The sequence below is a fragment of the Polyangium sp. y55x31 genome (genome assembly GCF_029946505.1).
In the GTDB taxonomy this organism is placed as follows: Bacteria; Myxococcota_A; Polyangia; order Polyangiales; family Polyangiaceae; genus Polyangium.
The window spans coordinates 1-25,662 of the sequence record NZ_JARZHG010000018.1; the positions used below are offsets into that span (position 1 = coordinate 1).

The 25,662-nt window shown below is 70.4% G+C and carries 21 protein-coding genes; 8 read left to right on the forward strand and 13 right to left on the reverse strand.

Features of this window, described 5'->3' with window-relative positions; all coding sequences use genetic code 11:
- From QHF84_RS27610 to QHF84_RS27625, 4 genes are all read right to left on the reverse strand, one after another.
- Window positions 1-689 (reverse strand): response regulator (locus tag QHF84_RS27610; protein ID WP_281316431.1); only part of this gene is annotated, 689 nt, incomplete at its 3' end.
- 76 nt (window positions 690-765) lie between these two features.
- On the reverse strand, window positions 766-1,692 hold the full coding sequence (locus QHF84_RS27615) for a tetratricopeptide repeat protein (RefSeq protein WP_281316432.1): 927 nt from the start codon (window positions 1,690-1,692) through the stop codon (window positions 766-768).
- The gene (locus QHF84_RS27620) at window positions 1,689-2,834 is read right to left on the reverse strand and encodes an ATP-dependent 6-phosphofructokinase (RefSeq protein WP_281316433.1); all 1,146 of its coding nucleotides are present in this window, start codon (window positions 2,832-2,834) and stop codon (window positions 1,689-1,691) included. The genes QHF84_RS27615 and QHF84_RS27620 overlap by 4 nt, the downstream gene beginning before the upstream one ends.
- Before the next feature lie 19 nt (window positions 2,835-2,853).
- A complete protein-coding gene (locus tag QHF84_RS27625) occupies window positions 2,854-3,819 on the reverse strand; it encodes a DMT family transporter (RefSeq protein WP_281316434.1) in 966 nt (321 codons plus the stop codon).
- Window positions 3,820-3,958: 139 nt separating this feature from the next.
- On the opposite strand from QHF84_RS27625, the gene QHF84_RS27630 reads away from it, so the two are divergent.
- Complete coding sequence (locus QHF84_RS27630; protein WP_281316435.1) at window positions 3,959-4,432, forward strand: hypothetical protein; 474 nt, start codon at window positions 3,959-3,961, stop codon at window positions 4,430-4,432.
- Between the two features lie 13 nt (window positions 4,433-4,445).
- Here QHF84_RS27630 and QHF84_RS27635 read toward each other — a convergent pair whose 3' ends face one another.
- Together QHF84_RS27635 and QHF84_RS27640 are read right to left on the reverse strand one after the other, a co-directional pair.
- Complete coding sequence (locus tag QHF84_RS27635; RefSeq protein ID WP_281316436.1) at window positions 4,446-5,927, reverse strand: 2OG-Fe(II) oxygenase; 1,482 nt, start codon at window positions 5,925-5,927, stop codon at window positions 4,446-4,448.
- A 52-nt stretch (window positions 5,928-5,979) separates the two neighbouring features.
- Window positions 5,980-7,488: a Do family serine endopeptidase gene (locus tag QHF84_RS27640; protein ID WP_281316437.1), complete on the reverse strand. Its 1,509-nt coding sequence runs from the start codon at window positions 7,486-7,488 to the stop codon at window positions 5,980-5,982.
- Between the two features lie 300 nt (window positions 7,489-7,788).
- Between QHF84_RS27640 and proC the strand changes: the two genes are divergently transcribed.
- Both proC and QHF84_RS27650 read left to right on the forward strand, forming a co-directional pair.
- On the forward strand, window positions 7,789-8,643 hold the full coding sequence (gene proC / locus QHF84_RS27645) for a pyrroline-5-carboxylate reductase (RefSeq protein ID WP_281316438.1): 855 nt from the start codon (window positions 7,789-7,791) through the stop codon (window positions 8,641-8,643).
- 165 nt (window positions 8,644-8,808) lie between these two features.
- Window positions 8,809-9,855, forward strand: coding sequence for a Ca2+-dependent phosphoinositide-specific phospholipase C (locus QHF84_RS27650; protein WP_281316439.1), 1,047 nt, complete (start codon window positions 8,809-8,811; stop codon window positions 9,853-9,855).
- Here the strand turns inward: QHF84_RS27650 and QHF84_RS27655 are convergent, their stop codons facing one another.
- Window positions 9,856-11,508: a DUF2961 domain-containing protein gene (locus QHF84_RS27655; RefSeq protein WP_281316440.1), complete on the reverse strand. Its 1,653-nt coding sequence runs from the start codon at window positions 11,506-11,508 to the stop codon at window positions 9,856-9,858.
- A 123-nt stretch (window positions 11,509-11,631) separates the two neighbouring features.
- Between QHF84_RS27655 and QHF84_RS27660 the strand changes: the two genes are divergently transcribed.
- The 4 genes from QHF84_RS27660 (at window position 11,632) to QHF84_RS27675 (ending at window position 16,260) form a co-directional block, all read left to right on the forward strand.
- Window positions 11,632-13,551 (forward strand): serine/threonine-protein kinase, encoded by a 1,920-nt coding sequence (locus tag QHF84_RS27660; protein ID WP_281316441.1) that lies wholly within the window; start codon window positions 11,632-11,634, stop codon window positions 13,549-13,551.
- A gap of 20 nt (window positions 13,552-13,571) precedes the next feature.
- Complete coding sequence (locus tag QHF84_RS27665) at window positions 13,572-14,402, forward strand: metallophosphoesterase (RefSeq protein WP_281316442.1); 831 nt, start codon at window positions 13,572-13,574, stop codon at window positions 14,400-14,402.
- The gene (locus QHF84_RS27670; RefSeq protein ID WP_281316443.1) at window positions 14,399-15,157 is read left to right on the forward strand and encodes a 4'-phosphopantetheinyl transferase superfamily protein; all 759 of its coding nucleotides are present in this window, start codon (window positions 14,399-14,401) and stop codon (window positions 15,155-15,157) included. The genes QHF84_RS27665 and QHF84_RS27670 overlap by 4 nt, the downstream gene beginning before the upstream one ends.
- Window positions 15,158-15,231: 74 nt before the next feature.
- Window positions 15,232-16,260, forward strand: a complete 1,029-nt coding sequence (locus QHF84_RS27675; RefSeq protein WP_281316444.1) for a hypothetical protein — start codon at window positions 15,232-15,234, stop codon at window positions 16,258-16,260.
- Here the strand turns inward: QHF84_RS27675 and QHF84_RS27680 are convergent.
- Genes QHF84_RS27680 through QHF84_RS27690 form a run of 3 tightly spaced genes read right to left on the reverse strand, consistent with a single transcriptional unit; the run spans window position 16,244 to window position 19,202 of the window.
- A complete protein-coding gene (locus QHF84_RS27680) occupies window positions 16,244-17,167 on the reverse strand; it encodes an alpha/beta hydrolase (protein ID WP_281316445.1) in 924 nt (307 codons plus the stop codon). The two genes, QHF84_RS27675 and QHF84_RS27680, sit on opposite strands and share 17 nt — an antisense overlap.
- 1 nt (window position 17,168) lies before the next feature.
- The gene (locus QHF84_RS27685; protein WP_281316446.1) at window positions 17,169-17,558 is read right to left on the reverse strand and encodes a hypothetical protein; all 390 of its coding nucleotides are present in this window, start codon (window positions 17,556-17,558) and stop codon (window positions 17,169-17,171) included.
- 54 nt (window positions 17,559-17,612) lie between these two features.
- Window positions 17,613-19,202 carry a L,D-transpeptidase gene (locus QHF84_RS27690; protein WP_281316447.1) on the reverse strand — a complete coding sequence of 530 codons (1,590 nt, stop codon included), beginning with the start codon at window positions 19,200-19,202 and terminating at the stop codon, window positions 17,613-17,615.
- Between the two features lie 134 nt (window positions 19,203-19,336).
- On the opposite strand from QHF84_RS27690, the gene QHF84_RS27695 reads away from it, so the two are divergent.
- On the forward strand, window positions 19,337-21,538 hold the full coding sequence (locus QHF84_RS27695) for an ATP-binding protein (RefSeq protein WP_281316448.1): 2,202 nt from the start codon (window positions 19,337-19,339) through the stop codon (window positions 21,536-21,538).
- Here QHF84_RS27695 and QHF84_RS27700 read toward each other — a convergent pair whose 3' ends face one another.
- The 3 genes from QHF84_RS27700 to QHF84_RS27710 all read right to left on the reverse strand — a co-directional run bounded on the left by QHF84_RS27700 (window position 21,539) and on the right by QHF84_RS27710 (window position 25,647).
- Entirely contained in the window at window positions 21,539-22,798 is a 1,260-nt protein-coding gene (locus tag QHF84_RS27700) for a PQQ-binding-like beta-propeller repeat protein (protein ID WP_281316449.1), read from the reverse strand.
- 2 nt (window positions 22,799-22,800) lie between these two features.
- Window positions 22,801-24,657 (reverse strand): hypothetical protein, encoded by a 1,857-nt coding sequence (locus QHF84_RS27705; RefSeq protein ID WP_281316450.1) that lies wholly within the window; start codon window positions 24,655-24,657, stop codon window positions 22,801-22,803.
- Between the two features lie 105 nt (window positions 24,658-24,762).
- A complete protein-coding gene (locus QHF84_RS27710) occupies window positions 24,763-25,647 on the reverse strand; it encodes a hypothetical protein (protein WP_281316451.1) in 885 nt (294 codons plus the stop codon).
- Window positions 25,648-25,662 lie beyond the last annotated feature (15 nt).

Below are 25,662 nucleotides of genomic sequence, written 5' to 3' on the forward strand. Positions count from 1 at the left end.
GGCGGCGCGACCGCAGGCACGGGCGGCGGTGCAGGCGGTGGCGGCGCGACCGCAGCGACGGGCGCGGGCTGCGGCACGGGCGGCGGTGCGGCCGGCGCAGGCGGCGCGGGCGGCACGATCGGGAACACTTGCGCGCGCGTCTTCTCCTCGTCGTCGTCGGCCATCAGCCGATCGAACGCGCCGCCGAGGAAGTCGTCGATCTCGCGCTCACCCGCGGCCTCGTTGGGCGGCGTGTTCTCCTCCTCGACCTCCTCGACCTCGTCGGCCTCGATCACCTCCGCGTCGTCGATCACGATCGCATCCGGCTCGATCGTCGCATCGATCGGCACGAGCGCGCGGATGTGGCCGAGCAGCTCGCCGAACGCGATCGGCTTGTGCACGTAGTCCTCGGCCCGCGTGCGCAGCTTGCGATGTTGCTCGAAGGTCTCTGCGGTCGACTCGCTCGACATGATGACGAGCGGCACGTCCTTGAGCTGCGGATCCTTCTTCAGCTTGTTGCACACCGAGAAGCCGTTCATGCGCGGCAGCTCGATGGAGAGGAGGATCAGGTCCGGTCTGTCGTTCGCGGCGAGCTGCAGCCCGGCGTTGCCGTCGTCGACGACCTGCACGGTGCAGCCGAGACGCCCGAGCTCGGTACGGAGCTCTCCGGCGAACGCGTGATCGCTCTCGAAGACGAGGACTTTTGTCATGTTTCGGGCCGTTTCGACAGGCTCGGAGCCTTCCTCGCCAAGATATCGATCTCGTTCGAGGACTGTCAAACTCCGCTCAGAACCGACCGACGATCGAGACGGAGGCCGGGCCCACGAAGACACGCGCCGACACCTCGTCCTTCGCCTTTTTCGGCGCGAGCGCCCAGATCCCGACCGCCGCGCCCGCCGCAAGGCCGGCGCCAATCCAGGCCCCGAGCGCGAGGCCATCGTAGGTGCGCACGTAGTCGATGCGATCCGCGCCACACTGCAGACGCTTGCTACACTCGATCTCGCCCGCCTCGGCATGCGCGCCGGCCAGGAGGTATGCCGCCACGCCGCCGCCGAGGAACGCGACCGCAGCGCCTCCCGCGATCCACGTGCCGAGCGGCACGCCGAGGCCCGCCTTCGGCTCCGACGGCCCCGCCTTCCCGTCCCCCGGGAGCTCGATCTCCACCGTGCGACGCGCCCCGTCCTCGATCTCGATCCGGCTCGAAAACGCTTCACGCCCCGGCGCCTTCGCCTCGACCACACGCGCGCCGGGATCCACCGGCACGGGCGCGGCGAGGCTCGCCTCCGGCACGACCTCGCCGTCGATCGTCACGACGACGCCGGAGACACCTTTCGGCAGCTCCAGCCGAAGCGTGGCGATCCGCCTCTCGGTCTCCTTGCGTTTCTTCTCGATCGCCTCGCGACGGGCCTTGTCCTTCTGCGCCTCCGCGACCTCTTCCCCGTGCTTCCACGTGGCCACGGCCGCGCGCAGCTTGCCCATCGTGGCCTGACACTCCCCGAGCGAAAGGAACGCCTCGGCCGTCTCGTGGATCGCGATCGCCTGCTCCAGCATCGGGATCGCGTCCGCGCAGCGCCCCTCCTTCGCCTCGACGATGGCGTCCTTCACCATGTCCTTGGCGAGCTGCACCTCGGCCTTGCTCGGCTCCTTCGCGAGCGCCCGAGGCGCGACGAGCGCGAGCGCGGCGCCGAGCGAAAACCGCCACGCGGCCTTCACGACGTCGAAGCCCCTTCCGTCGCGAAGCGGCCCGGTGGCTCGTCGCCGAAGCAGATGCCCATCTCGCGCGCGGTCGTCACCGTGTCGCAGTCGAGATCCACCGTCTTCGTGCGCCCCGCGGTCTCGGAGAGCGGGATGAGCTCCACGCGATGGCAACGCAGCGCGACCATGCCGCTCTCGCAGCCCTCCACAAGGAAACGCACGGCCCCCGCGCCGAAGCGCAGCGCGAGCAGACGATCGAACGTCGTGGGTCCGCCGCCACGCTGCAGGTGGCCGAGCACCATCGAGCGCGTCTCCTTGCCCGTGCGCTCGGCGATCTCCTTGGCCACGCGCTCGGCCACGCCGCCGAGCACGACCACGCGCCGGAACGCGTCGCCTGCGTCGCGCACGGTCACGTCTCCGCCCTTCGGACACGCGCCCTCGGCCGCCACGATGATCGAGAAGCGCCGACCGCGCGCCTCTCGCTGCATCACCTTCTCCACGATGGGCTCGTACGAGAACGGGACCTCGGGCATCAGGATCGCGTCCGCGCCGCCCGCGATCCCGGCCCGCAGCGCGATCCAGCCCGCGTGCCGCCCCATCACTTCCACGACCATGACGCGCTCGTGCGCCTCCGTCGTCGAGTGCAGCCGATCGATCGCCTCCGTCGCGATCGAGACCGCCGTGTCGAAGCCGAACGTGAGCTCCGTGCCGTAGACGTCGTTGTCGATCGTCTTCGGCACGCCCACGACGAGCGGCAAACCACGTTCGAGCAGCGCGTTCGCGATCCGCATCGAGCCGTCGCCGCCGACCGCGACGAGCGCGTCGAAGCCCTCGCGACGGAACCGCTCGATGAGCTCGGCAGAGCGATCCTTGGGGACGAGCTTGTCGCCCTCGAGCGTCGGGTAGTGGAACGGATCGCCGCGGTTCGCCGTGCCGAGGATGGTGCCGCCGAGGTGCATGATGCCGCGCACGGCGTCGCGATCGAGCCGCACGAGTCCACCGGGCTCGTCCTCGAGCAGGCCGCGATAGCCGTGTTTGATGCCCCAGACCTCGATGCCCCGCTCGATGGCAGAGAGCGTGACGGAGCGGAGCACGGCGTTCAGCCCGGGCGCGTCACCGCCCCCGGTGTTGATGGCGATCTTCCGAATCGTGCGCGGCATCCTGCGGGGAGGATCGCGGTCATCGGCCCGTTTGGCAAGGGGGCGGCGCGAGCACGACGGTCGACTTCGCCTCGCGCAGGCCGGACCAGGTGAGCCCTACGCCCGCCGTGATGACCAGCGCCGCGCCCGCGAGCCCGATCGGCTTCTCCGGCTCCCCGAGGATCACGATCGCCGCGAAGTGCGTCAAAACGACCCCGAGGTAACTCCACACGCCCACGCGGGCCGCCCGATCGAGCGCGTACGCCCGCGTCATCGCGATTTGCGCGAACGCGCCGCTCGCGCCCGTGGCGAGGAGGAAAAGCGCGCCTTCGAGGTCCGGAACGCGCAGCGTCGGGAGCGCGACGAGCGAGAGCGAGATGCCCGCCACGACCGAAAAATGCGCGACGATCGCCTCGGGGCTCTCGCGCGGCGTGCCCGACCTACCCGTGCCCAGGCGCCGCAGCCAGATCATGGCGAGCGCGGTCGCGACCGCGCCGAGCAGCGACACGAGCGAGAGCGGACCGGACAGGCGGAAGCTCGGGCCGGCGACGAGCGCCACGCCGGCGAACGCGATCGTCGTTGCAACCCAAACGATCCGGGGGCTCCGCTCGCCGAGCAGCCACGGCGCCAGGATGGCGATGAAGATCGGCGACGTCGCGCCGAGCGTCACGGCGTCCCCGAGCGCGATCGCGGGCGCGCCGAACGTATAAAACGTGCAAAACATCGCGACCGTCCCGCAGATGGTTCGGGCCCACGCCGTGCGCCGATCGTGGATCACGAGCGGGGCGCCGCGCATCCGGGCGACCACGATGGCGACCACGGCCCCGAGCACCGCGCGCGCCGCGGCGACCTCGGACCACGGGAGCTTCTGCGCGCCGAGGCGTGTGCAGATCCCCATGACCGTGAACAGCACCTGCGCGGCCACCATCCACGCGAGCGCCTTGCGTGGTGCGCTCGTGGCCTCGGGGGCGCTCCTCTCTCGGCCCCCCGGCTCGACGCTGCTCACCCGCGCCCCGTTACCACGCGACAAGCCTTGAAGCCCGCATTTCCACGTGAGGGTTGGTCTCCGCTGTATGCGTGCTGGCCCTCCGTGATATGAATCGTCACGTTTGGGACGAACCTTACCTACGCTGGAGATCTCTCGCATGACCCCGAAAGCCCGCAGCGCCTCGATCGACACCGGCTCCCTGCCCGCGCTCTCGCCCCTCGCCGCGTTCGCCCTCGCGCACGCCGACGGCACCCGCTCCATCGCGGACATCGCCGGCCTCGCGGCCGCCACCGGAACGGACGGGTGGACGCGTGACGCGGTGTTCCGTGCGCTCGACGAGCTCGCCGATCTCGGCCTCCTCGAGGCGCGCGTGGCCCCGCCGGCCGGTGGTCCTCGGGTTCGCCGCGGCGCGACGGTCGACAGCGCCCCGGCCCTCGGCGTCTCGCCGGGCATGCCGCTCTTCGCGCACGACGACGACGCCTCGCGGAAGAACCAGGAGGAGAAGGAGAAGCGCCAGGCCGAGCAAAGCGACAAGAAAAAAGCCGGCAAGGACAAGGACAAGGAGCACGGCGCCCGCAACGCCGAGCAGAGCGACAAGCGCACGGCCGAGCAGAGCGACAAAGGGGCCTGAAACGCGGTCGCCGCTACCGGCCCGCCATCCGCTCCGCTTTTCGCACGAGCCAATCGATCATCGCTCCCCCCACGTCCTGCCCGCCGACGAGCCGGGCGCGCGCGAAAAAACACGGAAAGTTCACTTCGAGCACGTAATGGCGCCCGCTCGGATGTTCGAGCACGTCCACGCCGCCGAGCTCGACGTCGAGGGCCGCCGTCGCGGCCACGGCGCTCGCCAGGATCTCGGGCGCGGGCGGCGTCTGGTAATCGGCCGGATCGTCGGTGGCGTGGGTCCGGAAATCGTCTTCGTCCTTTTGATTGCGCCAGTATCCCGCGACGCGGTCGCCCACCACGATGCAGCGATGATGCGTCGCGTCCGGGATGTACGTCGAAAGCACGGGCATCCGGCCCGACGCGAGCGCGTGATCCATCGTGGAAAACAGCCCCGCCAGGCTGTCGATGCGGAGCACGCCGACGCCCCCCGATCCGCCGGCGAACTTCATCACGATCGGCAGGCCGCCGAGGTCCTCCACGTACCGCCGCAAAAGCACGCGGTCCGTCGTGTTCCCCCAGATCCACCGCGGCACCGAGATTCCCCGCCGTTCGAGCACCGCATGCTCGGGCCCGACATCACGGAACACGCCATCCGGCTCCCGATGAAACGTCACGACCCCCGGCCCGGAGAGCGCCTGCTCCACGCGCACCGCGGATGACGAGACGGCCGGCCGGAAAAGCAAGGTCCCCGGCGGGAGCGGCTCGGCCGCGGTGAAATCGAAATTCGCCGCCTGCACCTCCTCGTACGTGACCCCGCGCGACGCGCACGCCTCGCGCAGCACGCGCACCGTCGCCTCGGGCACGCCGTCGTTCACGCAGACGAACCGCCGGCGAGACGAAGCCGTCCCCGCCGGCGCCTCGTCCGCCGCGACGTTCACGCGGGCGGCCTCGACGGGGGCATAAACGAAATACGCGATCGTCGCTTTTTCACCCTCGCGGAGCAGATTCGATTGATGCAGCGCCGCCTCGTCGACGCTCCCGTCGGGCCGATGATTGAACCAGAGCGCGAGCCGCCCCTTTTTTGCGGCGACGGCCACCGGATGCGGCTCGGCGCGCGGGAAAAACGTCTCGCCTCCGTCTTCTGCGTCCGTGAGATAGACGATCGCGGTCGCCACGAGCCGCGCGCCGCCAATCGTGTATTCGTCGAGGTGCGGCGGATGCGCGTCGCCCCGCGCGTACCGGCGAAACCGGAACGTCGGCTCGACGAGCGTGCAGGAAAAACCGAGGACCGCCTCGATCCGCGCCGCGATCGCCGCGAGCACGGGGTCCGCCTCGACGGGGAGCTCGCTCGACAGCCCCGTCTCGTTCGCCTGCCACGCGAGCCCGCGGCGGGTGAGCGCGTCGCGATCGCCGTACGAGGCGAGCACGTGGCGCGCCTCGTCGTCGGAGACAAAACCCTCCTGCACGTAGAGGCGCGGCGCCTCGGAAAGGCGCCGCAGCGAGGACGATACGGGGTTCATGGGCCCGACAGCACCGCGCGGGACGAGCGCTGTCAAGCCCGGCGGCGAAGGGTCACTTGATGGGGAGCGCGGCGAACCGCGTGATCTTGCCGCGGCGAACCTTGAACGCCGCCACGGTGCCGGGCTTCATCTTGGCGAGCGCGGCATCGAGCGCCTTCGCGTCACGCACAGGCGCGCCGTTGACCTCGAGGAGCACGTCGCCCGGCGAAAGCTCGCTCTCGGAATCCGTGACCCGATCGACGCGCACGCCGCCGCCCGCGAGATCCGAGAACTGGAAGCCGTACTTGTTCGTCGCGGCGGGCGACTTCTGCCCGCGCGTGGGCTTTGCGTCGAGGTCCTCGCCGTCGCTGTCGCCGAGCTGATCGAGCTTCGCGGTCACCTCGAGCGGCTTGCCGGAGCGCAGGAGCGAGACCTTGATCGTCGTTCCCGGCGCGTGCCGCGCGACCTTGCGGGGCAGGTCCTCGGCGTGGTGGATGGGCGTGCCGTTCACCGCGACCACGATGTCGCCGGGCTTGATGCCCGCGCGCGCCGCCGCGCCGCCCGGCTCGAGATCCGAGACGAGCGCGCCCTTCGGCGTATCCATGCCGAACGCCTTGCCGAGGTCGGCCGTGAGCGGCTGGAAGAGCAGGCCGAGCTTGCCACGCTCGACATGACCCTTCTCGCGGAGCTGCGGCAGGATGTCCCTCAGCGCGTCGACCGGCGTCGCGAAGCCGATGCCGTTCGCCCCGGCGCGGATGGCCGTGTTGATGCCGATCACCTCGCCCTTCCAGTTGAAGAGCGGGCCGCCGCTGTTGCCCGGGTTGATGCTCGCGTCGGTCTGGATGAAATCGTCGTACGGGCCGGCGCCGATCGAGCGCGCCTTCGCGCTCACGATCCCGAGCGTCACCGTGTGCCCGAGCCCGAAGGGGTTGCCGACCGCGAGCACGTGCTCGCCGACGCGCAAGGCCTCGCTCGATCCGAGCGCCGCGACCGGGAGGCCGCTCGCGCCGCGGAGCTTGAGCAGCGCGAGATCGAGCTTCGTATCTCGGCCGACGACGTCGGCGCCGAACTCGCGCTCGTCCGCGAGGCGCACCTTCACGTCGTCCGCGCCCTCGATCACGTGCGCGTTCGTCACGATGAACCCCTCGGGGTCGATGATGAACCCGGTGCCGAGCGCGGTGCGCGCCATCTGTCGCTCCGGGGCGCGCGGCGCGCGCTCACCTCCGCCGCCTCCGCGCGGACCGAAGAAAAACTCGAAAGGATCGATGCCGCCGTAGCCCGGGCCTCCGGCGACCTTCTGCGTCGTCGTGATGTTGACGACCATCGGGGTCACGCGCTGGGCGAGGTCGGCGACGTCGAACGTCGCGGGCACGGGCGCGGGCGCGGCGGGCGCTGCCGTCACGGCCGCGGCGGCTTCGGCCGACACCTGCTGGGCGACCTCTTGCGTGGAGGGCGGCGGCGGCGTCGCGTGGGCCTCGTGCCCGCAGCCGGCGGACCCGAGCATTCCCGTGGCGAGCAAAAGGGCAAGTGCCGAGCGAGATACGAATGAAGACGCGCGCTGGGACGAACGGACGGACATCATGAATTCTCCCCTCGAACCTCCGGGCGAGCGAACCAGCCGAGGCTCCACTTCATTCCGAGCCTAACGGATGAATCGCGATACCGAGTTGCGCAACCCCTCGCCGTGCGGTTTGGACGATCGCCCGTCTGCCGAAGCGCCGAACCTTTCGGCGCTTCGCGACATCGCGCAGCGATGTCGCCTCGGGGGGTGAATCGGCCGGGCTCTGCCTGGCCGAGAGGGGGACGCGAGGCGTCCCCCTCGGGACGATGCTCTGTCGTCGAGAGGGCTGCTCTGGTAGGGTGCGTTGCCGAAAGGGATACGATGAACGATCTGCGAAAGCGCATGGATGGGCGGCGAATCGGGTTCGTGGGCGGCGGCAGCATGGCGTCCGCCCTCATCCGGGGCCTCTTGCATTCGGCCACCGTCACGCCCGCTCAGATCCGGGCGAGCGATCTGAAGGAACAGCGGCTCGACGAGCTCCGGCAGACGTACGGAATCGAGACCACGGACGACAACGAGGCGCTCGTCCGCTGGGCCGACGTCGTCGTCATCGCCGTGAAGCCGCAGATCGTCGACCGCATCCTCGGCGCCGTCGCGGCCGGCCTGAGCGAGGGGGATGTCGTGATCTCCGTCGCCGCCGGCGTGCCGATCGAGGCCATCGAGGCGCGCCTGCCCGACCGCGCGCGGGTCATTCGATCGATGCCGAACACCGCGGCGATCGCGCTCGCGGGCGCCACGGCGATCGCGCCCGGCATGCACGCCACGAAAGACGACCTCGAGGTCGCCCGCGCGCTCTTCGAGGCCGTCGGCCGCTGCGTCGTGCTCGACGAATCGCTGCTCGACGCGGTCACGGGCCTGTCGGGCAGCGGCCCGGCGTACGTGATGCTCATGATCGAGGCCCTCGCGGACGGCGGCGTGAAGGTCGGCCTCGGCCGCGACACCGCGCTCCTCCTCGCGGCGCAAACCGTGTACGGCGCGGCCAAGCTCCAGCTCGAAACGGGCGAGCACCCGGGTCGCCTCAAGGACATGGTCACGAGCCCCGGCGGCACGGCCATCGCGGGCCTGCACACGCTCGAGGCTGGCGGCCTCCGCCGCACGCTCATCGACGCCGTCGAGGCCGCCACGAACCGCGCGGCCGAGCTCGGCGAGCAGATGGCGAAAAAGCTCCGGCGCTGAGCGACCCCGCATTCCGTCCGCGCCGCCGATCGAGCGCCCTGGGCTTTCGGCAGCGGTCTTGCTCGTCCGCGCGGCATGTCCCCGCCGTGCTCGGTGATTTCCCCATCGCCGTCCGATTCTCCAGGCCTTGACGGTCCTCGCGAGGAGAGCTGTCATGCTGGAATCATGCATTCTCGTCTTGCGCGCTGTTTTTCCCTGCTTTCGCTGGCCCTCTCCGTCTGTGCGTGCAGCGACGCCGACGAGGGCCAGAGCCCCGGCGCGATAAAACCCGCGTTCGAGTATCCGCTCGACGGCGTCCTGCGCCTCCACCACGTGCAGGCGAAGGCCACGCACAACAGCTTCCACGTGGCGAACCCCGATCTCTCCGGCCCCGAGTACGCCGTCGATCACGCGCCGCTCGACGTGCAGCTCTCGGAGCAGGGTGTCCGCTGCATCGAGCTCGATCTCCGGTACGACGAGGCGCTCGGGGATTACAAGGTCGCGCACGTGCCGTTCCTCGACGAAGGCAGCACGTGCGCCACGCTCGGCGAGTGCCTCGGCGTCGTGAAGCGCTGGTCGGACGCCCACCCGGCCCACCTTCCGCTCACGATCATGCTCGACCTCAAGGATCTCGCGCCCGGCGCGGACGCGGTCGAGGCGTATTTCGGCACCCTGCACGAGCGGATCCTCGGGGTTTGGCCGGAAAACCGCGTCGTGACGCCCGACGACGTGCAGGGCAGCTACGCGACGCTCGGCGAGGCCGTGAAGACCGAGGGGTGGCCGACGCTCGGCAAGCTGCGCGGCCGCGTGATCTTCACGATGTACAACCTGAACGACGGGTTTGGCATGGCGTATTCACGCCAGGGGACGAGCCTCGCGGGGCGGCTCTTCTTCACGCGGACCGTGCCCACGGATCCCCACGCCGCGTGGACGCTGTACGACGATCCCACGGTGACGAAGGTGCTCATCGACGAGGCCGCGGCCGCGAACATGCTGGTCCGCACGCGCGCCGAGATCGACCTCGACGCCGCGCTCGCCGGCGACACGACCTTGCGTGACGCGGCGCTCGCGGGCGGGGCGCATTTCGTCACGACCGATTATCCAGTGCCGATCGACGGATCCACCTATCACGTGGACATCACGGGCGGCACGCCCGCGCGCTGCAATCCCGTGACGGCGCCGGCCGAATGCACGTCCGAGGCGCTCGAGGATCCCCGGTTCATGAAGCCCTGATCATCGATAGAGGAACGTCACGCTCCGGTACCGGTCGAGCGTCTCCGGGATGCCCGGACCGATTTCCAGCGCGATCTCCGCGCTCTTCTGGAAGTCGATTCGATCCGTGAGCACGTGGAACCGGCACGCGCTCGTGCGGGCCGAGGGCGGCGTGACCACGGTGCCCCACCATTGCGCGAACGGTGAGGCGTGGGGGCCGGATTCGAAGTAAAACGCGCCGTTCAGGTAATCCTCGGTGCCCGTCCCGACGACGGCCGTCACGCCGTCGAGCACGGCGCGCTCGTCGCCTTCCAGGAAATTGAGCGGCTCGTCGAAGAGGCTGCCGTCGCCGATGCCGCGGCCTTCCAGCATGAGGCACGTCCCGGCCCAGCGCCCGCGACCCGTGACGCTCGCGAGCGGATGTTCGGGCCCCGGCGCGGGCGCGACGGTCTCGTTGCGAACCACGTGGAGGTGGCCGAACGCCTCGCTCGGCACGGTCTTTTCGCCGCGGATCGAGAGCGCGAACTCGATCGGCGCCGCGGCCGCGCTCGTCGCGGAAAAGACCGCCTTCTTCGTGAACGGCATCGGGAGCCGCAAGGCGAGGCGCACCGTGCCTCCGTCCTTCGACCCCGAAAGCGCGAGGCTCGCGTTTTCCGGCGGATCCAGCGTCGCCGCGAAGAGATCCGAGAAAGGCAGCAGAAGGGCCGGCGCGGCGTCGTCGTCCCAGGTGACGGAGAGCGTGACGTCGCGCAGCGCGGCGAGCTCGGCCTCGGCGACCTCCACGGAAAACGCATGAATCGTGGAAGGCCCTGCGAGATCGGCCAGCGTCGTCGTTTGTCCGGGCTCCAGAGTCACCGTGGCGGGCGCGACGAGCGGCTCGCCCGGGATCGGCCCCTCCGCCGTGGACGAGAGGACGGAAATCGCCTGGTCGCGCGCGGCGAGACGCGCCGGGGCCGCCTTGCGTGGTTCCGCCTCCGGGGAAAGGACCGCCCCTGCCTGATGATAATAATATTCCAGCGGTCCGAGCCCATCCAGGGCAATCACGATTTTCTTGGAGAAGACGACCGGATAATACCACGCGAGGTGGTTTCCCGGCCCGTCGCCGAACGGCGGCGCGAACATCTCCCCGGCCGTACCATCGATCACCGCGGCGAGCGGCTCCTCCACGACGGGGTTCGCCTCGTCGTCGACCCAGATCCGGAGCACCTCGTCATTCGCCACGAGCCCGTTCCGGAGCGAGCTCGCCGTGAGCCAGAGCCGTGCCAGGTAGCCCGACCCTTCGAACCGCGAGAGCACGACGCCCCGCACGTACGCCTCGGGGCACTCGGCCTCGTCGTAAATCGGGGGGATGAGCTGGTTCTCGCTGACGGAGGCCTCACGGCCGCGACATACGAAATGGTTCATGTCGCGGTTTCCGCGTTCGACGAAATCGGCCGGCGCGGGCGCGCCGCTCAGGCGATCCTGGCTCCCCGTCTGGACGTACCTCTCCTCGCCGAAGACGGGCAATGCTCGGAAATCCGCGAGCGCCGCGAGCGCGGCTTCGTCCGCGAGCTCCTCGCGCGTGCCCGGCGGCGGCAGCGTCACCACGGGGCGGGGATCATCGCTGCAACCGGCAAAGGAGGCGGCGGCGAGGACGAAAAAAGCGGCGCGAGCGCGGCGGATCGTGCGGTCCATCGTCCGTTCAATGTGCGCCGAGGCCGCGCCCGTGGCGAGCGCATTTTCGTGCGCGGCGGACGAGAAAAGTCGGAGGCCGCACTTCTCCGGGCGGCGTGGATGGGGCATCCTTCGAGGCGCGCAATGGAATGGACCATCTCCGACACGATCCGCGTGGAAGACCTCCCGGCGGAGGCCCTCGGGACCACGACCGTGGGCGCGCCGCGGAGCCATCCGCCGGACGCCGAGACGCCGGTGTTGCCGCGCCTGTCGCTCTCGACCGGGGCGATCGAGGGGAAACCGCCTGTGCTCTCCTCGCCGGGCGTCGATCTCACCCTCGAGCGGCAGCTCGGGCAAGGCGGCATGGGGGCGGTCTACCTCGCGTATCAGCGATCCCTCGATCGCCACGTCGCCGTAAAAATACCGCACGACGAAGCACCCCGCAGTGCGTCCTTGGCAATCATCCGCGAAGGCCAGGTCGCCGGGGGGCTCGAACACCCCAACATCGTGCCGGTGCACGCGCTCGGGCTCGACGACACGGGAAGGCCCATCCTGGTCATCAAACGGATCGAGGGTGTTTCGTGGAGCGAGGTCCTCGCGGATGCGAGCCACCCGTTCTGGGAGCGCGCGAGCTTCGGCGGAGAATCGCGCCTCGTCGCGCACCTCGAGATCCTGATGCAGGTATGCAATGCATTGCACTTCGCCCATACCCGCGGGATCGTCCACCGGGACGTGAAGCCCGACAACGTGATGGTCGGCGAATTCGGCGAGGTATACCTGCTCGATTGGGGTGTCGCGCGAACGATCGACACGACGCCGGGCAAAGATGCCGAGCCGCTCGTCGGGACCCCGGCGTACATGGCCCCGGAGATGGCCTGCGGCGAGCCGCACGAGATCGACGCGCGGACCGACGTGTACCTGCTCGGCGCGACGCTCCACGAGATCCTCACGGGCAACCCGCCGCACGCGCGGCCGAGCCTGTACGACGCGCTCCTCTCGGCGAGCGCGGGGACGCCGCAGGATTACCCGCCCGAGGCCCCGGACGAGCTCGTCGCGCTCTGCAATGCCGCCATGTCACGCAAGCGGGACGAGCGGCCCCCGAGCGCCGCCGCGTTTCGCGAGCGCATGGCCGATTTCTTGCGCCACCGCTCCTCGCTCGGGATCGCGGATGCAGCGAGCGAGCGGCTCGAGGTCTTGGAGGAGGCCCTCGGCAAGGGCGGCCCCGAAATCGTCGCCAGCGCGGAGATCTTGGGCGGGCTCAGCGAATGCAGATTCGGCTTTTTGCAGGCCCTCCGCGAATGGCCCGACAACACGCGCGCCAAGGAGGGGCTCGCGCGGAGCCTCGCGCTGCTCGTCGAACGAGAAATCATCCTGGAAAACCCCGCGAATGCCCGCGCCTTGCTCGAACGAATGGAAGGGGATCGCGCGGAGCTCGAAGCGCGCGTCGCCCTCTTGGAAGCAAAAATCGAGGAGCGCAGGCGGCTCGAACGCAGGGCCGCGGAGATGGTGAAAGAGATGGATTCCAGCGTGGGGCGCCGCGCGCGGACGCTCTTCGTCAGCGCCGTGGTCGCAACCGGCGCGGTCGCGATGGGCGCCCTCTCGATCCGCGAGGCGAGCACGCACAGGCCGTCGCCCTGGGCCGACGTCCTCATCTTCGACGCGGTGATCCTCTCCCTGTTCGTCGCCGGGCTCTTTTTTGGTCGCAAGCGGCTGCTCACGAACCTCTTCAACCGCCGGCTGCTCTTCACGGTCACCGCCTCGTTCGCTTTGAACACCCTGCACGACGTGCTCTCCTACGTCCGCGGCGAGCACGTCTGGACCTCGGGCGCGATGGGCCAGCTCATCATCGGCTCTTGCCTCGTGGTCACCGCGATCAACAGCACGCTCGAGCTCCTCTTGCCCGCGGCGATCCAGCTCGCGGGCGGACTGCTTTCGCTTTACGTTCCCTGGGCGACCGGCGCGATCAGCACGATCGGCACGCTCATCACGGTCGCGCTCGTCCTCCGGGCTTCCAGGCCGGTCCACGCGGCGGACACGGCTGACGCGCGGCGCGACCGCGTGTAGAGTGCGTGACGGCCTGCCACATGAAGCTCCTCGCCATCAGCGACCTACACGTCGGATTTCCCGACAATCGAGCCGCCGTCGCGTCCCTCGGCGCGCGCCCCGACGATTGGCTCGTCCTCGGCGGCGATCTCGGCGAAACGTTCGAGCACGTACGATTCGTCCTGGATACGCTGGCGCCGCGGTTCCGAAGGCTCGTGTGGGTCCCGGGCAACCACGAGCTTTACGTCGATCCGCACGCGCCGCCGGGCGAGCCGCGCGGCGCCGCCCGATATGCGCGGTACGTCGAGCTCTGCCGCGAGCGCGGCGTGCTCACGCCGGAGGATCCGTATCCCGTCTGGGAAGGGGAAGGCGGGCCGCACCTCGTCGTCCCCATGTTCCTCCTTTACGATTACACGTTCCGCCCGGACGACGTGCCCGTGAGCGAAGCGGTCGCCTGGGCCGCGGAGCAAGGCATCGCCGCGGCGGACGAGGTCCTGCTCGATCCCGCGCCCTTTCCGAGCCGGCAGGCGTGGTGCCACGCGCGCGTGGCCGAAACCGAAGCGCGCCTGCGCGCCGCGCCCGCGCTGCCGAAGGTGCTCATCAATCATTTCCCGCTGCGCCAGGACCTCGTCTTCCTGCCCCGCGTGCCGCGCTTCTCGCCCTGGTGCGGCACGCGAAAAACCACGGATTGGCACGTCCGCTTCGATGCGCGCGTCGTCGTGCAGGGCCATTTGCACGTCCGGAGGACGGTGCACGTCGACGGCGTCCGCTTCGAGGAGGTCTCGTACGGATACCCGCGCGAGCGCCGGGGCGACCGCCCGATCGACGCCTACGTGAAGCAGATCCTCCCGACCCCGGAGGCCACGCCTTGAGCCCTCTTTCCTTGCCGCCGGGCGCCGCGCACCTCTGGTACGTCGATCCCGACGTGATCGACGACTGGTATCTGCTCGCGGCCTACCATTCCGTCATGTCCCCCGACGAGGCAAGGCAGCAGGCTCGTTTTCGGTTCGCCGAGGGCCGGCGCGAATACCTCGTCACGCGCGCGCTCGTCCGCGCCGTGCTCACCGCGTATGCGCCCGTCGCCCCGCGCGACTGGGTCTTCGAGCGAAATCGCCACGGTCGCCCGGAGATCGCAGGGCCGAGCGGCGCGCCGCGGCTACGCTTCAACCTCTCGAACACACGCGGCCTCGTCGCGATCCTCGTCGCGCGCGACCGTGAAGTCGGCCTCGACGTCGAGGACACCCAGAGGCGCGGCGAGACCGTCAGCATCGCCGACCGTTTCTTCTCCCCGTTCGAATCCGCCTCGCTGCGCCGGCTGCCCGCGCATCGCCAGCGGGATCGATTCTTCGATTACTGGACGCTCAAGGAGGCCTACATCAAGGCCCGCGGCATGGGCCTCGCCATCCCGCTCGATCATTTCTCCTATCACCTCGACGAGGGCGGCCCCATTCGTATCTCCTTCGAGCCCGAGCTCCCCGACGACCCTTCGCGCTGGCAATTCTCGCTCACCTCCCTGGGCGGTCGTCATCGCGTGGCGACGGCGATCGAACGAAGGCCCGGCGAGGGAACAATCGCCGTCGAGATGTTTCGGTGTCTTCCGTTCGAGGACGTGCCGCCGAGGGCCTGACGTCCGGCCCAAGGCCGCCGCGGGTCTTGCGTTTCACCCTCCCGCGCCCCGTCCAAGGCAAGGAGGACCCCCCGATGGCCGACGGCTCCCGCTTCCCCAGGCTCGCTCCCCCGTTCGCGATCACCGGCGCCGCCGCAGGCTGGCTCTCCGCGGGCCTGCTGTCGAACCCGCTCTTCGGCGTCACGTACGAAGGGGTCAAACCCCTCGCCGCCCTCGGCACCATGCTCATCGCCGCCGTCACTGGCGTCCTCCTGAAAAAACTATGCCTCGGCTGGCGATATTCGTACGAGATCGACACACCGAACCCCGAGTACCGACCGACGTCGGACCGGCTCGGGTACCACGTTTTCGTCGTGCTCCTCGCCGGCGCCGCGGCCGGCGCGATGGTCGCGGCCCTCGACGACGCGCACGGCGGCACGCTCGGCGGCGCCGCGAGCGGGGCCTTCTCGGCGATCCTCTTCTTGCCCGTGTGCCTCCTCGTCCTCTCGTCCGCGCGCCGCGCGCAGCGGGCCCGCCTCGGCTCGATCGTCGCGGACAGCGATCGCCGCGCCGTCTGGGGGATCCTCGCGGCCGCCCTCTCCGCGGCCACGCTGCTCGCGGCCCTCGACTGGCCGGCGGCGCGCCTGGAGGAGGCCGAAACACCCATTCCCGCGCTCGTCATCTTGCTCGCGACCACCGCCGTGACGCTCGTCGTCCTCTCGGCCAACCTTCGTGCTCTGAAGCGCGCGCAGGCGGCGCTCGCGCCCGGGCTCGAGACCGGGGAGGACGGCCCTGCGCCGCTCGTGGATCCATCCGTTCCGCGCGTCGATCTCGGCCTCGGCGACGACCTCGCCTCGCGCCTCGCGCGAAGCGCCGCCGCATATCGAGGCCGCGATCGCGCCGTCGAGCTCGTACAAGGCAATCCGGAGCAGGCGCTCGGCGCGCTCCGCCGCGCGGTTCGGCGCGGATACACGAGCCTCGCGCTGATGGGCGTGATCTTGGGCGCGCACGGCCTCGCGCATTCGAGCGTCGTGACGATGGTTTACGTCGAGGTCCGGTGCGGCACGGGGTGGCCGGCGTTCCTCTGCGAGAAGTACGAGGCGAAGGTCATCCCGTCGCGGTAGCCGTCGCCCGGCCCTCGCCGAGCCACGAGATCAGCGCCTCGCCAAAGCGGTCCGCCTGGGCGAGCGTGAGATCGTGCCCCGCCTCCGGAACGAGCTCCGTCCGGATGTGCGGCGCGACGCGCTTCACCCGCGCGATCGCATCCTTCGCCGAATAGATCGTCTCGTTTTCCCCCACGATCAGAAACGTCGGCCGGGGCAGGGCCTGGAGCTCCTCGTCACGGAGCACCGTCGGCTGCGTCATGGGCTTCCACGCGAAACATCGCGCGGCCAGGTAGGAGTCTTCGCTCACCTCTTCGACGAGCTTGCGGCCCTCCTCGCCTCGCTTCACCGTGTCCGCGAGCATCCATTGCATGAAGCTCCGCGTGAACCACGGAATGGGCAGGGTGGTCAGGACGGCGCGCGCGATCCATCCCCCCGCGATGGGCAGCACGGTGTTCGCCGGCGCGACGAGCACGAGGCCCCGCAACCGCTGCGGAAAACGCAGGCCATACTGGCTCGCGATCCACCCGCCGTACGAGAGCCCCGCGAGCGCGAATTCCGACCGGATCCCGAGGCCCGCCGCCACCTCGTCGACCCATCTCGCGTAATCGAACCCGTCCTCCGCGCGCCGCGCGTAGACGCTGAGGCCGCAGTCGTGAATGCCGTCGACGGCGAAGACCTCGAATCGCGCGGCGAGTTTTTCGATGTTCGGCGCCCATTGCAGCGAGCTGCCCGAGACCCCGTGCAGGAGCACGAGCGGCGGGGCGCCCGCGCGTCCGCTCACCCGGACGAACGTTCGCCCGAGGGACGTGTCGATCGTGCGGCCTTCGCAGGGCACGGGCCAGCGCGCGGCGCGCTCGTCGTAGCGGGCGAGGAACCGCGCGCGGGCCTCGGCGGAGCGGAACGGGTGATACGGAGGGAAGCTCATCTCAGGACGCTCGCGAGGCGATGCGGCGCCGGACCTCGGCGACGAAGGCGTCCGGATCCTGGACCGACACGTAAAGCGTCTCGGCCGGAACCCGCACGAGCACGCGCATCGGCTGGGCGGGCGCGAGGCGAATGCGGACCACGTCGTCGTACGACCCGACGACCGCGACGGTATCGACGAAATTGGTCCGCCAGCCGAGCCCACCGAGCAGCGGCCAGCGCGCGCGCTCGACCGAGGTGACCCGCGAGAGCGGGATGCGCTCGTCGAAGAGCCAGCCGAAACGCACGTGAATCTCGTCGCCTTCGATGTCGACGTACGATCGCTCGGCCGTTCCGCCGAATACGGAGAGGAGTGGCTTGACCCAGGTGCTGCGTCGGATCTCGGTTCGCATGGGCCCCCACGATGGCCATCGAATCCACGTGACGCAAGGCGGCGTATGACGATTCTACCTCGAAATGACGACCGCCGTCGTTGGCCCGTTCTCGGGGGCGCCGGCGCCCGACGCGCCCTGCCAGCCGGGGGGCACGGGCGGGTCGCTCCAATGGAACAGCGTCTCGGCGTCGATCGGCGAGAGGTTCACGCAGCCGGCGCTCGTCGGCTCGCCGAAGCGCTCGTGCCAGTACGCCGCGTGCAGCGCGAAGGGCGGGTGGAAGTACTGCGTGTGAGGGACGTCGGCGATCCAGAACGAGCGATCCTCGCCTTTTTCGGGCGACATCGTGGCCGCCTTGTCCTTGAACGTCACGTAAAACGTCCCGGTCGGCGTCGTGCTGGCCTTCACGTTGTCGATCCCCTTCACCGGAACGCCGCCGGATCCGGGTGAAATGAGCGTGGCGAACACGGGCGTGAGGCCCTCGTACGCGACGAGCGTGCCTTGCGTGATCCGCACGTGCACCCACTTCGACCCTTCGCGCACGCCGAACGGGAGCTTTTCCCGCGGCTCGACGACGGTCGCGCCTCCTTGCTCCACCCACACCGGCTGCCCGCCCTCGCGCTCCTTCGTTTCGAGGTACGTCACGCCCGCGACCTCGGCAGAAGTGCCCGTGAGCATGGCATGCGAGCGCGCGGGGAACGACGTCCCGGTGCGCTCCATGGCGCCACCCTCGAGCCTGCGCCATTTCGCGCGCGGCGATTTGCGGAACCAGGCGAGGGGCAACGTGACGTCGTCCCCGAGGCGCACGCCGCGGAACGTGCTCGGACGGAACGGGCGCACGCGATCGGCGGGCACGACCGTGAGGTCCACCGAGAGCAGGAACGTGCGTCCCTCGGCGGAAAACGCCCTCGTGTACGAGAGCATCGATCCGTGCGGAATGTTTTGCCGCACGAGATCGAATCGACCCGGGCGCACCATTTTGCCGCCTTCGAGGAACGCGGGCAGCGGGCCATCGGGCGTGATCGGCTCGGTCTGGGCGAGGTCCTCGTGCGCGGAGAGGAATTTCGACAGCGGCTCGACCTTGCCGGCGGGCCCGAGGAGCCTCTCGACGCGCGCCTGCTCGCGCGGCGTGGGCACGCGGTTGTACATGGGCGCGCCATTGGAGATGGCGTATTTGTAGGGAAATGGCCCGGCCACGGGCAACGTGGCGTCGAACGCGGGCCGGACCTCGGGCGGGGGCTCGCGTGAGACGAGCGGGTCGTTGCAGACGTAGCCGCGCGGCTCGATCGCCCAGAACCCCCGCGCGCACCCGGCCCCGCGCACGGGCTCGGGCTTTTTCAAGGCGACCGACTCGCCGACCCGGATGTACCCGAGGTATCGCTCGCCCTTTTTCTCGGGCGTGGGGTAAATCCAGGGAATGCCCTCGACGGCATAGAGGCGCGAGCCAGAAGGAGCCGCCGGCGCGGGTTCGGCCACGGGAGCGGAAGCGGCAGCGGCAGCGGAAGCGGCGGCGGGAGCGGAAGCCGCAGTGGCAGCGGAAGCGGGAGCGGCAGCGGTCACGGCCGCGGCCACGGGCGCCTTCGCCGGCGGCGCGGGCGCGAGCGCGGGCTCCGCCGGACCACATCCGAGCGCGAGCACGACGAGAGCAAACGCGGAGCCGCGCATCCTTCCTGGGGGTTTGGGGGCGTAGCTCGGTTCATCCGAGCGTAGCCCCCATCGTCGACAGAACCTATGCCCCGAATTCGCCCGCACGCGCAACTCCGCCGCGCCGAAAAACCCGTAGCATCGCTGGACGCCCCATGGCTTCCCGTCGCGTATCCCTCCCCCCGCCCTCGACCGTCCGCCCCCCGAAGGCCCCGAGCCACCTCCAGGCCGAGCTCCTCGCCGCCGCCTGGGAAGCCTTCTCCGCGCTCCTCTTCGTCTGGACCGTCGTCCCCGACGCCCTCTCCGCGGCCCTGCCCCTCGCCATCACCATCGGCGTCGTCTCCCTCACCCTCTCCGCCCTCGCCGGCCCCGCCCTCGTCCGCCGCGGACCCCGCGGCCTCTTCGTCGCCGCCCTCGTCCGCACCTTCTCGTGGCCCCTCGCCGTCAGCCCCCTCGTCCCGCACATCGGCTCCCGTGTCCTCTTCGCTGCCGCCGGCTTCGGCCTCATGGCCGGCGGCATCCGTCGCGCCTTCTATCGCCGCCTCGAACCCTTCGCCGACATCCCCACCGACGCCCGCAACCTCCGCGACAAACTCGCCGAGTCCGCCATGGTCGCCGGCATCGTCGGCGGCCACACCCTCATGCTCTTCTGCGTCGCTTTCCTCCGCACGCAGAGCCCCGTCCTCTTCAAGGCCTGGCTCGAAATCGTCCCCGCGCTCGCCATCGTCGGCACCATCGGCTTCACGCTCGCCGTCCGCCCCGCCACCCGCCACGTCGCCCGCGCCCTCGCCGCCGGCCCGAACGGCGACCGCGCCATTCACGAGCGCGCCATCGCCCAGGCCAAGGCCTTGCCGATCACCCTCTCCTACCTGAACTTCACCGTCTGGTCGGCCTTCATCACGATCGGCGTCCTTTACGCCCGGCCCGGCCGCGCCGCCTGGTCCCTCGCCGACGCCGTCATGGAGATTTGCCTCGGCATCCTCTTCGCGTTCGGCGTCTCCTTCTACCAGCGCGCCTGGGACCTCGACACCGTCGCGCCCCTCCTCGAACGCCTGCGCGCCTGGACCGGCCGCGGCGCGGCCATGCACGCCGAGCCCATCACCCTGCGCCGCCGCATGCTGCGCGACTTCGGCCTGCCGCTGCTCTTCACCACCACCCTCTCCCTCTTCTCCTCCGTCGGCCTCTACCGCGCCCTCTCCGTCGGCAGCGACCTCCGCCAGGACGTCGACGCCATCGCCGCCCTCATCGCCGCCTTCGCCACCATGGTCGTCGCCGCGTTCGGCGTCGTCGCCCGCGCCGCGCGTGAGCTCAGCCGCCCCCTCACCGTCCTCGCCGGCGCCGCCGATCTCGTGGCCGGCGGCGCGCTCGACGCCGCGGCGCCGCCCGTCACCGGGCCCGTCGAGGTCGTCGGGCTCGGCGAGAGCATCGAGCGCATGCGTGTCCGCCTCGCCGGCACCATCGCCGAGCTCGAACGCGAGCGCGCCGGCCTCGAAGAGAACGTCGCGGCCCGCACGGCCGAGCTCACGAAGACCCTCGACGAGTTACGCCGCGCGCAGGCCGCGCTCGTCCAGGGCGAACGCCTCGCCTCGATCGGCGAGCTCTTCGCCGGCGTCGCGCACGAGATCTACAACCCGCTCACGGCCATCGCCGGCGCCGCCGCCCCGCTCGAACGCCTCTCCTCCGAGCTTGGCCAGACCCTCGCCGCCTTCCGCGCCGCCTTGCCCGAGCTCTCCCCGGCGCGAAGGCACGAGCTCGAGCGCATCATGAAGGAGCTCGACGTCGACGCGGCCCTCGACGACCTCGTCGGCATCTCGCACCTGCTCCGCCGCGCCAGCGACCGCGCGGTCCGCATCGTCGGCAACCTGAAGAGTTTTTCCCGATCGCCCGGCGAGGCCGTGCCCACGGACCTCGTGGCCGGCATCGAGGAGACCCTCGTCCTGCTCGGCCGCCGTCTGCGCGACGCCGGCATCGAGGTCGACAAGCGTTACGGCGACGTCCCCGAGGTCCTCTGCCGCTCGGGCGAGATGAGCCAGGTCTGCATGAACCTGCTCGTCAACGCCATCCAGGCCCTCGAAACCGACGGGCGCGAAGGCAAACCACCTCCGCGCATCGTCATCGAGGCCCGGCGCGACGGCGGCGCCGCGCTCGTCGCCGTCAGCGACAATGGCCCGGGCGTCCCCGACGACATCGCGTGCCGCATCTTCGAGCCCTTCTTCACGACAAAACCCCGCGGTCAGGGCACCGGCCTCGGCCTCTCGATCTCGAGCGACATCGCCCGGCGGCACGGCGGCGCGCTCACCCTGGAGCGCGCCGAGAGCGGCGGCGCGCGGTTCGTCTGTCGGATTCCGCTGGCCTGACTAGAGCCCCAGCATCCAGATCGTTCCATCGCGACAAGCCACCAAAAGCTTGTCATCCCCTGCCGGCTGCATCGCCACCGGCGCCGCGCAGAGCTTCTCGCTCACGAGCGCCACGTTCCCATCCGGCCGCGCCACCCCGACGCGCCCGCCTTGCCGCGCGAACGCCACGCGCCCCTCCGCATCCACCAGGAGCGCCGGGCTCGGTCGTGCATCGGCCGGCGCATTAAAAAACCCCGTCGCCGCCGCCGTCCCTCCCGCCGCCGCCGGATCCGGGCCCGTCGGCTGCGCCCCCTTGTCCAGCACCATCCGCAGCCGCTCGTTGCCTGCCGCGTCCACCCCGAACAAGAGACCCATCGACGTCGTCAACATCGCGAACCCACGCGGGTGGATCGTCACCGGCTCGTCGTACGTCCCGAGCCCCACGTCGCCGGCCCGCACGTGCGTGAGCCCCGTCTTGACGTCGAGCCCTACGAGGCTCTTGCCGTTCACCACCGCGAGCAACGTCCGCCCGCCTTCGAGCGCCGCGCCGCGCCGCAGCGGACCGCCGAACGTCCCGACCTTCCTCGGCGGGTTCGGCGGCCGGAACACGTAGACGCCGCCCGACTCGCCCGTCGCGACCGTCCCTTCCGGCCCCTCGATCAGCGCCCCCACCGCGCGCTCCGGCAAGCTCGCCCGCGCCCGCACCCCGCCGTTCGCGTCGAGCTCCACGAGCGCCCGGCCCCCGACGACCACGCTTCCATCGGATCGCGCGAGCGGCGCCACGTCGAGGTCGCGGCCTCGTTGCCCGAGCGGCGTCGCGAACCGCACCCGACCATCACGCCCGAGGCCCACCGCCGTCCCTGCGCTCGTCACGAGCAACAAGGTCCCATCACTCGTCAGCACGGGCGGCGCGATCGCCGGCGCGCTGCCGAGCCGCGTCCGGAAGATCTCCTTGCCGTCCGGCGAATACGCGACCACCTCCGGCACGCTCAGCGCCACGTAGATCCGCCCCGACTCGTCCACGACGGGTGGCACCTCGATCGAGCCGCCGAGGTGCCTTCGCCACTTGTCGACCGGCGGGAACGGCAGCCGCGACCGGCTCTGTCCCGTGCGCCGCGCATCCACCCGCTCGCTCGGCGCGTGCCCGCGCGGCGGCCCGACGACCACCGTGTACGGCCGCGTCGTGTCGATGCCCTCCGCATGCGCGATCTCTGGCGCGGGCTGCGCGAAAAACCCTGCCACCACGGCGAGCGCGGCCCCGAGGCGCGACGATGTCTTCATGCTCATTTCCGCTCTCCGGGCATCGTGAACGCCACCTGGATCTCGGGCACCACGCCGCTGCCCGGCGCGCTGAACGGTTTTCCGATCTGACCGTACGCCGTGATCACGTCGCCTGCCTTCGCCGGGTTCGGAAAACCGTGCACGAGCCGCACGCGGCAAGGCCCTTGCCCCTTCGGACAGCCCTCCTTCGCCGGCACGTCGAGCAAGAAGATCGTCTGGTGGTTCTGCGTCCGCGCCTCGACGATCTCGCCCGACACCACCGCCGCCTTGCCCACGTCGCTCGCCTGCGCCGAGGCGAACGCCCCGTACCCGAGCGGTTTGTCCGCCATGAACTCCTGCGCCGCGGACGCGAGCTTCTCCACGCGCCGCACCGCGATCGGCACGATGCGCGGCGCCATCCCGGGCGCCTTCGCGCGCACCTCGATGTTCGTCGATCCCACCGACGACACGCTCATCCGCTGCGCGAACGATCCATCCGCGGACACCTGGATCGGCTTCCCGGCCGCAAGCACCTCCGCGCCCTTCATCGTGCGCCCCGCGAGCACGAACGTCTCCCCGTCCACGATCACGCGTGGGCCTGGCGCGTCGATGTGCAGCGGCACGATCCCCACCGCGACGTCGACCGCGCCCTCCTCGCGCGTGCCGCCTTCCGTCTGCACCACGTACGGCACGCGGCGCTTGAGCGTCGCGGGTTCGTCCGCGGGCCCCGTGCAGTCCGCGGCCACGTCGATCACGTGCACCGCGGGCCCGTCCTTCACCGCCGCGGGCTTGCCGTCGATCGTGATCTCCGTCCCACCGATGGCCTCCACCGCCACGTGCACCGACGGTTTTTCGTTGGCGAGCCCCGTGAGATCCGGCCGCAGCCGATAACTCACGTGCACCGTCACGCCGACGGACTCGTCGCGCCCGCTGCCCGGCCTGTCGAGCGAGACCTTGAGCCGGTTCTCGCCGAGCGCGAGCGGCGCGGGCAAGGTCACGAGCGCCGTGTGTTTCTTGACGTCCGCGCTCGCCGCGCCGATCTGCACCTTCGTGCCGTCGGGACAGCTCGTGCACTCGATCTCGACGGCCTCGCGGCCCTCGGGCGTCGCCTTCACGCGCGCCGTGAGTGGAGGCGGGCTGCTGTAGAGCAACATGAAGGCCACGGCGAACACGACGAGCAGGCCTGCCGTGATGATCACCGGCAGCGCGCGCTTGCGGTTCTTGCGCGAGCGTTCACGCACGACCTCGCCGCCGCGCGGCTGCACGGGCGGCAACACGAGCCGCTTGCGCGCGAGCTTGTCCCGGGAGCTCGGCCGCGGAGGATTGCCGCGGTACCGCTCCATCTCCTCGGGCGTCATCGTCGCGCCGAGCTCGTGCGGCATCTCGCGCTCACGACCCTGAGGGGCATCACCCGCGACCGGCTCACTCGCGCGGAGCGGCGCGATCCCCGGCCGCGCCACGCCGAGCAGCGTGCCCTCGGCAGGCGGCGGCACCTTGACGGCGGGCGCGGCGCCGGACGACTCCGCGTTCGGGACGGCGACGCCGAGGAGCGTCTGCGCGGGAGCTTGCGCGGGCGTGGGCCTCGCCTCGGCGGACGGCACGAGCGCGGGCATGCCGACGATGGTGCGGTTCTCGGGCGGCGGCGGGACGACGGGCTTCGCCGTGCCTTTCGAGCTGGTCTTGACGAGCGTCGGCGCGTCGGGATCGACCTCGAGCCCCGCGTTCGGGCCTTTCGCGAGGTCGGACAGCGACACGCCCATCATCGTGCGTGCGGTGGCGGCGCCTTTCTGCGCCGACGCGAGCGTGGCCAGCGCGAAGCCGCACACACCGCAGTTCGCGGCGCCGGGGCTGGCCTTGGTACCGCACTCGGGGCAGTGCATCAGGGCGGATACTACCGTGGAAGTTCGCCAGGGGAAGCCCCATGGCCCGGGCGGCGGCGTGGGAGCACGACCTCTGCCTGGGGCGCGCCCCACCTCCGGCCTGACCTACTCGTCCACGACGTGGATGGGGATCCAGTCGAATCCGGTGACGCCTGCGTCGCGGAAGATGCGAAAGACCTTGGGGGTGACGAGGAACAGGGGATAGGGGAGGACAGCGTCGTGGACGTCGCCGTTGAACTTCGAGTAGCCGTACCATTCCCAGGTCACGTTCACGTCGCGGATATCGGCGACGTCCGAGGCGCGGTACGCGAGGCGGGTGGGAGCCTTGTCGAGCCTCGCAAAACAACCGCGCCCGCATGGACATGGTTGGGAGAGCTCGATTCCGGTCGTTCGGGGGGACATGGGCGGCAAGGTGTGCGTGGCGCATAGCTGCCGCCAAGGGAGCTGGAAGTGGCCGCGATTCTCGAATGCCGCGAATACGCCCCGAAGCTCGAGCCCCGTCGCGCCGCTCTGCGCGAGCGCGGCGGCCAGTTTCTCGTCGACGAGCATGTCGTTGTAGCAGGTCGCGGCCGCGCGCCGGTCCTCCAGAAGAGCGAGGTGTTCGCCCTCGATGATCAGCGCGGACGTTTGTCGGGCGCCGGCGCCGCAACGCTTGCAGGCGTGGGACATGTCGTACGTCGTTCCCATCCGCGGCCCTGTGAAGATTCTGCCGTCCGGGAAGACGTACCGCATGACGAGCAGTCGTGCGGATTCGAGCTCCTCTTCGGTGAAACGGTCGCGACGTCGTTCGGACCAATCCTTGTCGTACGGCTTGAGAGAGTCGAGGAGGAGCGGGAGACGGTCGTCCCTTTCGTCCAGGGTGACGATGGTGGCACCCGCGTCTGCTTCGAGGATTGCCACGTCGGGACCGCAGCCCGCAGGGCCGAGGATCGTCTGCGGTCCTCCCGGAATGCGCTTGTTGATGATGATGATTCGTACCTCGGTCCACATGTCGCGCCTCGATGA

Excerpts from the sequence above, each read along its gene's own strand:
- QHF84_RS27620 (WP_281316433.1), bottom strand. The coding sequence starts at position 2,834 with ATGCCGCGCACGATTCGGAAGATCGCCATCAACACCGGGGGCGGTGAC.
- QHF84_RS27630 (WP_281316435.1), top strand. The coding sequence starts at position 3,959 with ATGACCCCGAAAGCCCGCAGCGCCTCGATCGACACCGGCTCCCTGCCC.
- QHF84_RS27635 (WP_281316436.1), bottom strand. The coding sequence starts at position 5,927 with ATGAACCCCGTATCGTCCTCGCTGCGGCGCCTTTCCGAGGCGCCGCGC.
- QHF84_RS27640 (WP_281316437.1), bottom strand. The coding sequence starts at position 7,488 with ATGATGTCCGTCCGTTCGTCCCAGCGCGCGTCTTCATTCGTATCTCGC.
- proC (WP_281316438.1), top strand. The coding sequence starts at position 7,789 with ATGAACGATCTGCGAAAGCGCATGGATGGGCGGCGAATCGGGTTCGTG.
- QHF84_RS27650 (WP_281316439.1), top strand. The coding sequence starts at position 8,809 with ATGCATTCTCGTCTTGCGCGCTGTTTTTCCCTGCTTTCGCTGGCCCTC.
- QHF84_RS27655 (WP_281316440.1), bottom strand. The coding sequence starts at position 11,508 with ATGGACCGCACGATCCGCCGCGCTCGCGCCGCTTTTTTCGTCCTCGCC.
- QHF84_RS27660 (WP_281316441.1), top strand. The coding sequence starts at position 11,632 with ATGGAATGGACCATCTCCGACACGATCCGCGTGGAAGACCTCCCGGCG.
- QHF84_RS27665 (WP_281316442.1), top strand. The coding sequence starts at position 13,572 with ATGAAGCTCCTCGCCATCAGCGACCTACACGTCGGATTTCCCGACAAT.
- QHF84_RS27675 (WP_281316444.1), top strand. The coding sequence starts at position 15,232 with ATGGCCGACGGCTCCCGCTTCCCCAGGCTCGCTCCCCCGTTCGCGATC.
- QHF84_RS27680 (WP_281316445.1), bottom strand. The coding sequence starts at position 17,167 with ATGAGCTTCCCTCCGTATCACCCGTTCCGCTCCGCCGAGGCCCGCGCG.
- QHF84_RS27685 (WP_281316446.1), bottom strand. The coding sequence starts at position 17,558 with ATGCGAACCGAGATCCGACGCAGCACCTGGGTCAAGCCACTCCTCTCC.
- QHF84_RS27690 (WP_281316447.1), bottom strand. The coding sequence starts at position 19,202 with ATGCGCGGCTCCGCGTTTGCTCTCGTCGTGCTCGCGCTCGGATGTGGT.
- QHF84_RS27695 (WP_281316448.1), top strand. The coding sequence starts at position 19,337 with ATGGCTTCCCGTCGCGTATCCCTCCCCCCGCCCTCGACCGTCCGCCCC.
- QHF84_RS27700 (WP_281316449.1), bottom strand. The coding sequence starts at position 22,798 with ATGAAGACATCGTCGCGCCTCGGGGCCGCGCTCGCCGTGGTGGCAGGG.
- QHF84_RS27705 (WP_281316450.1), bottom strand. The coding sequence starts at position 24,657 with ATGCACTGCCCCGAGTGCGGTACCAAGGCCAGCCCCGGCGCCGCGAAC.
- QHF84_RS27710 (WP_281316451.1), bottom strand. The coding sequence starts at position 25,647 with ATGTGGACCGAGGTACGAATCATCATCATCAACAAGCGCATTCCGGGA.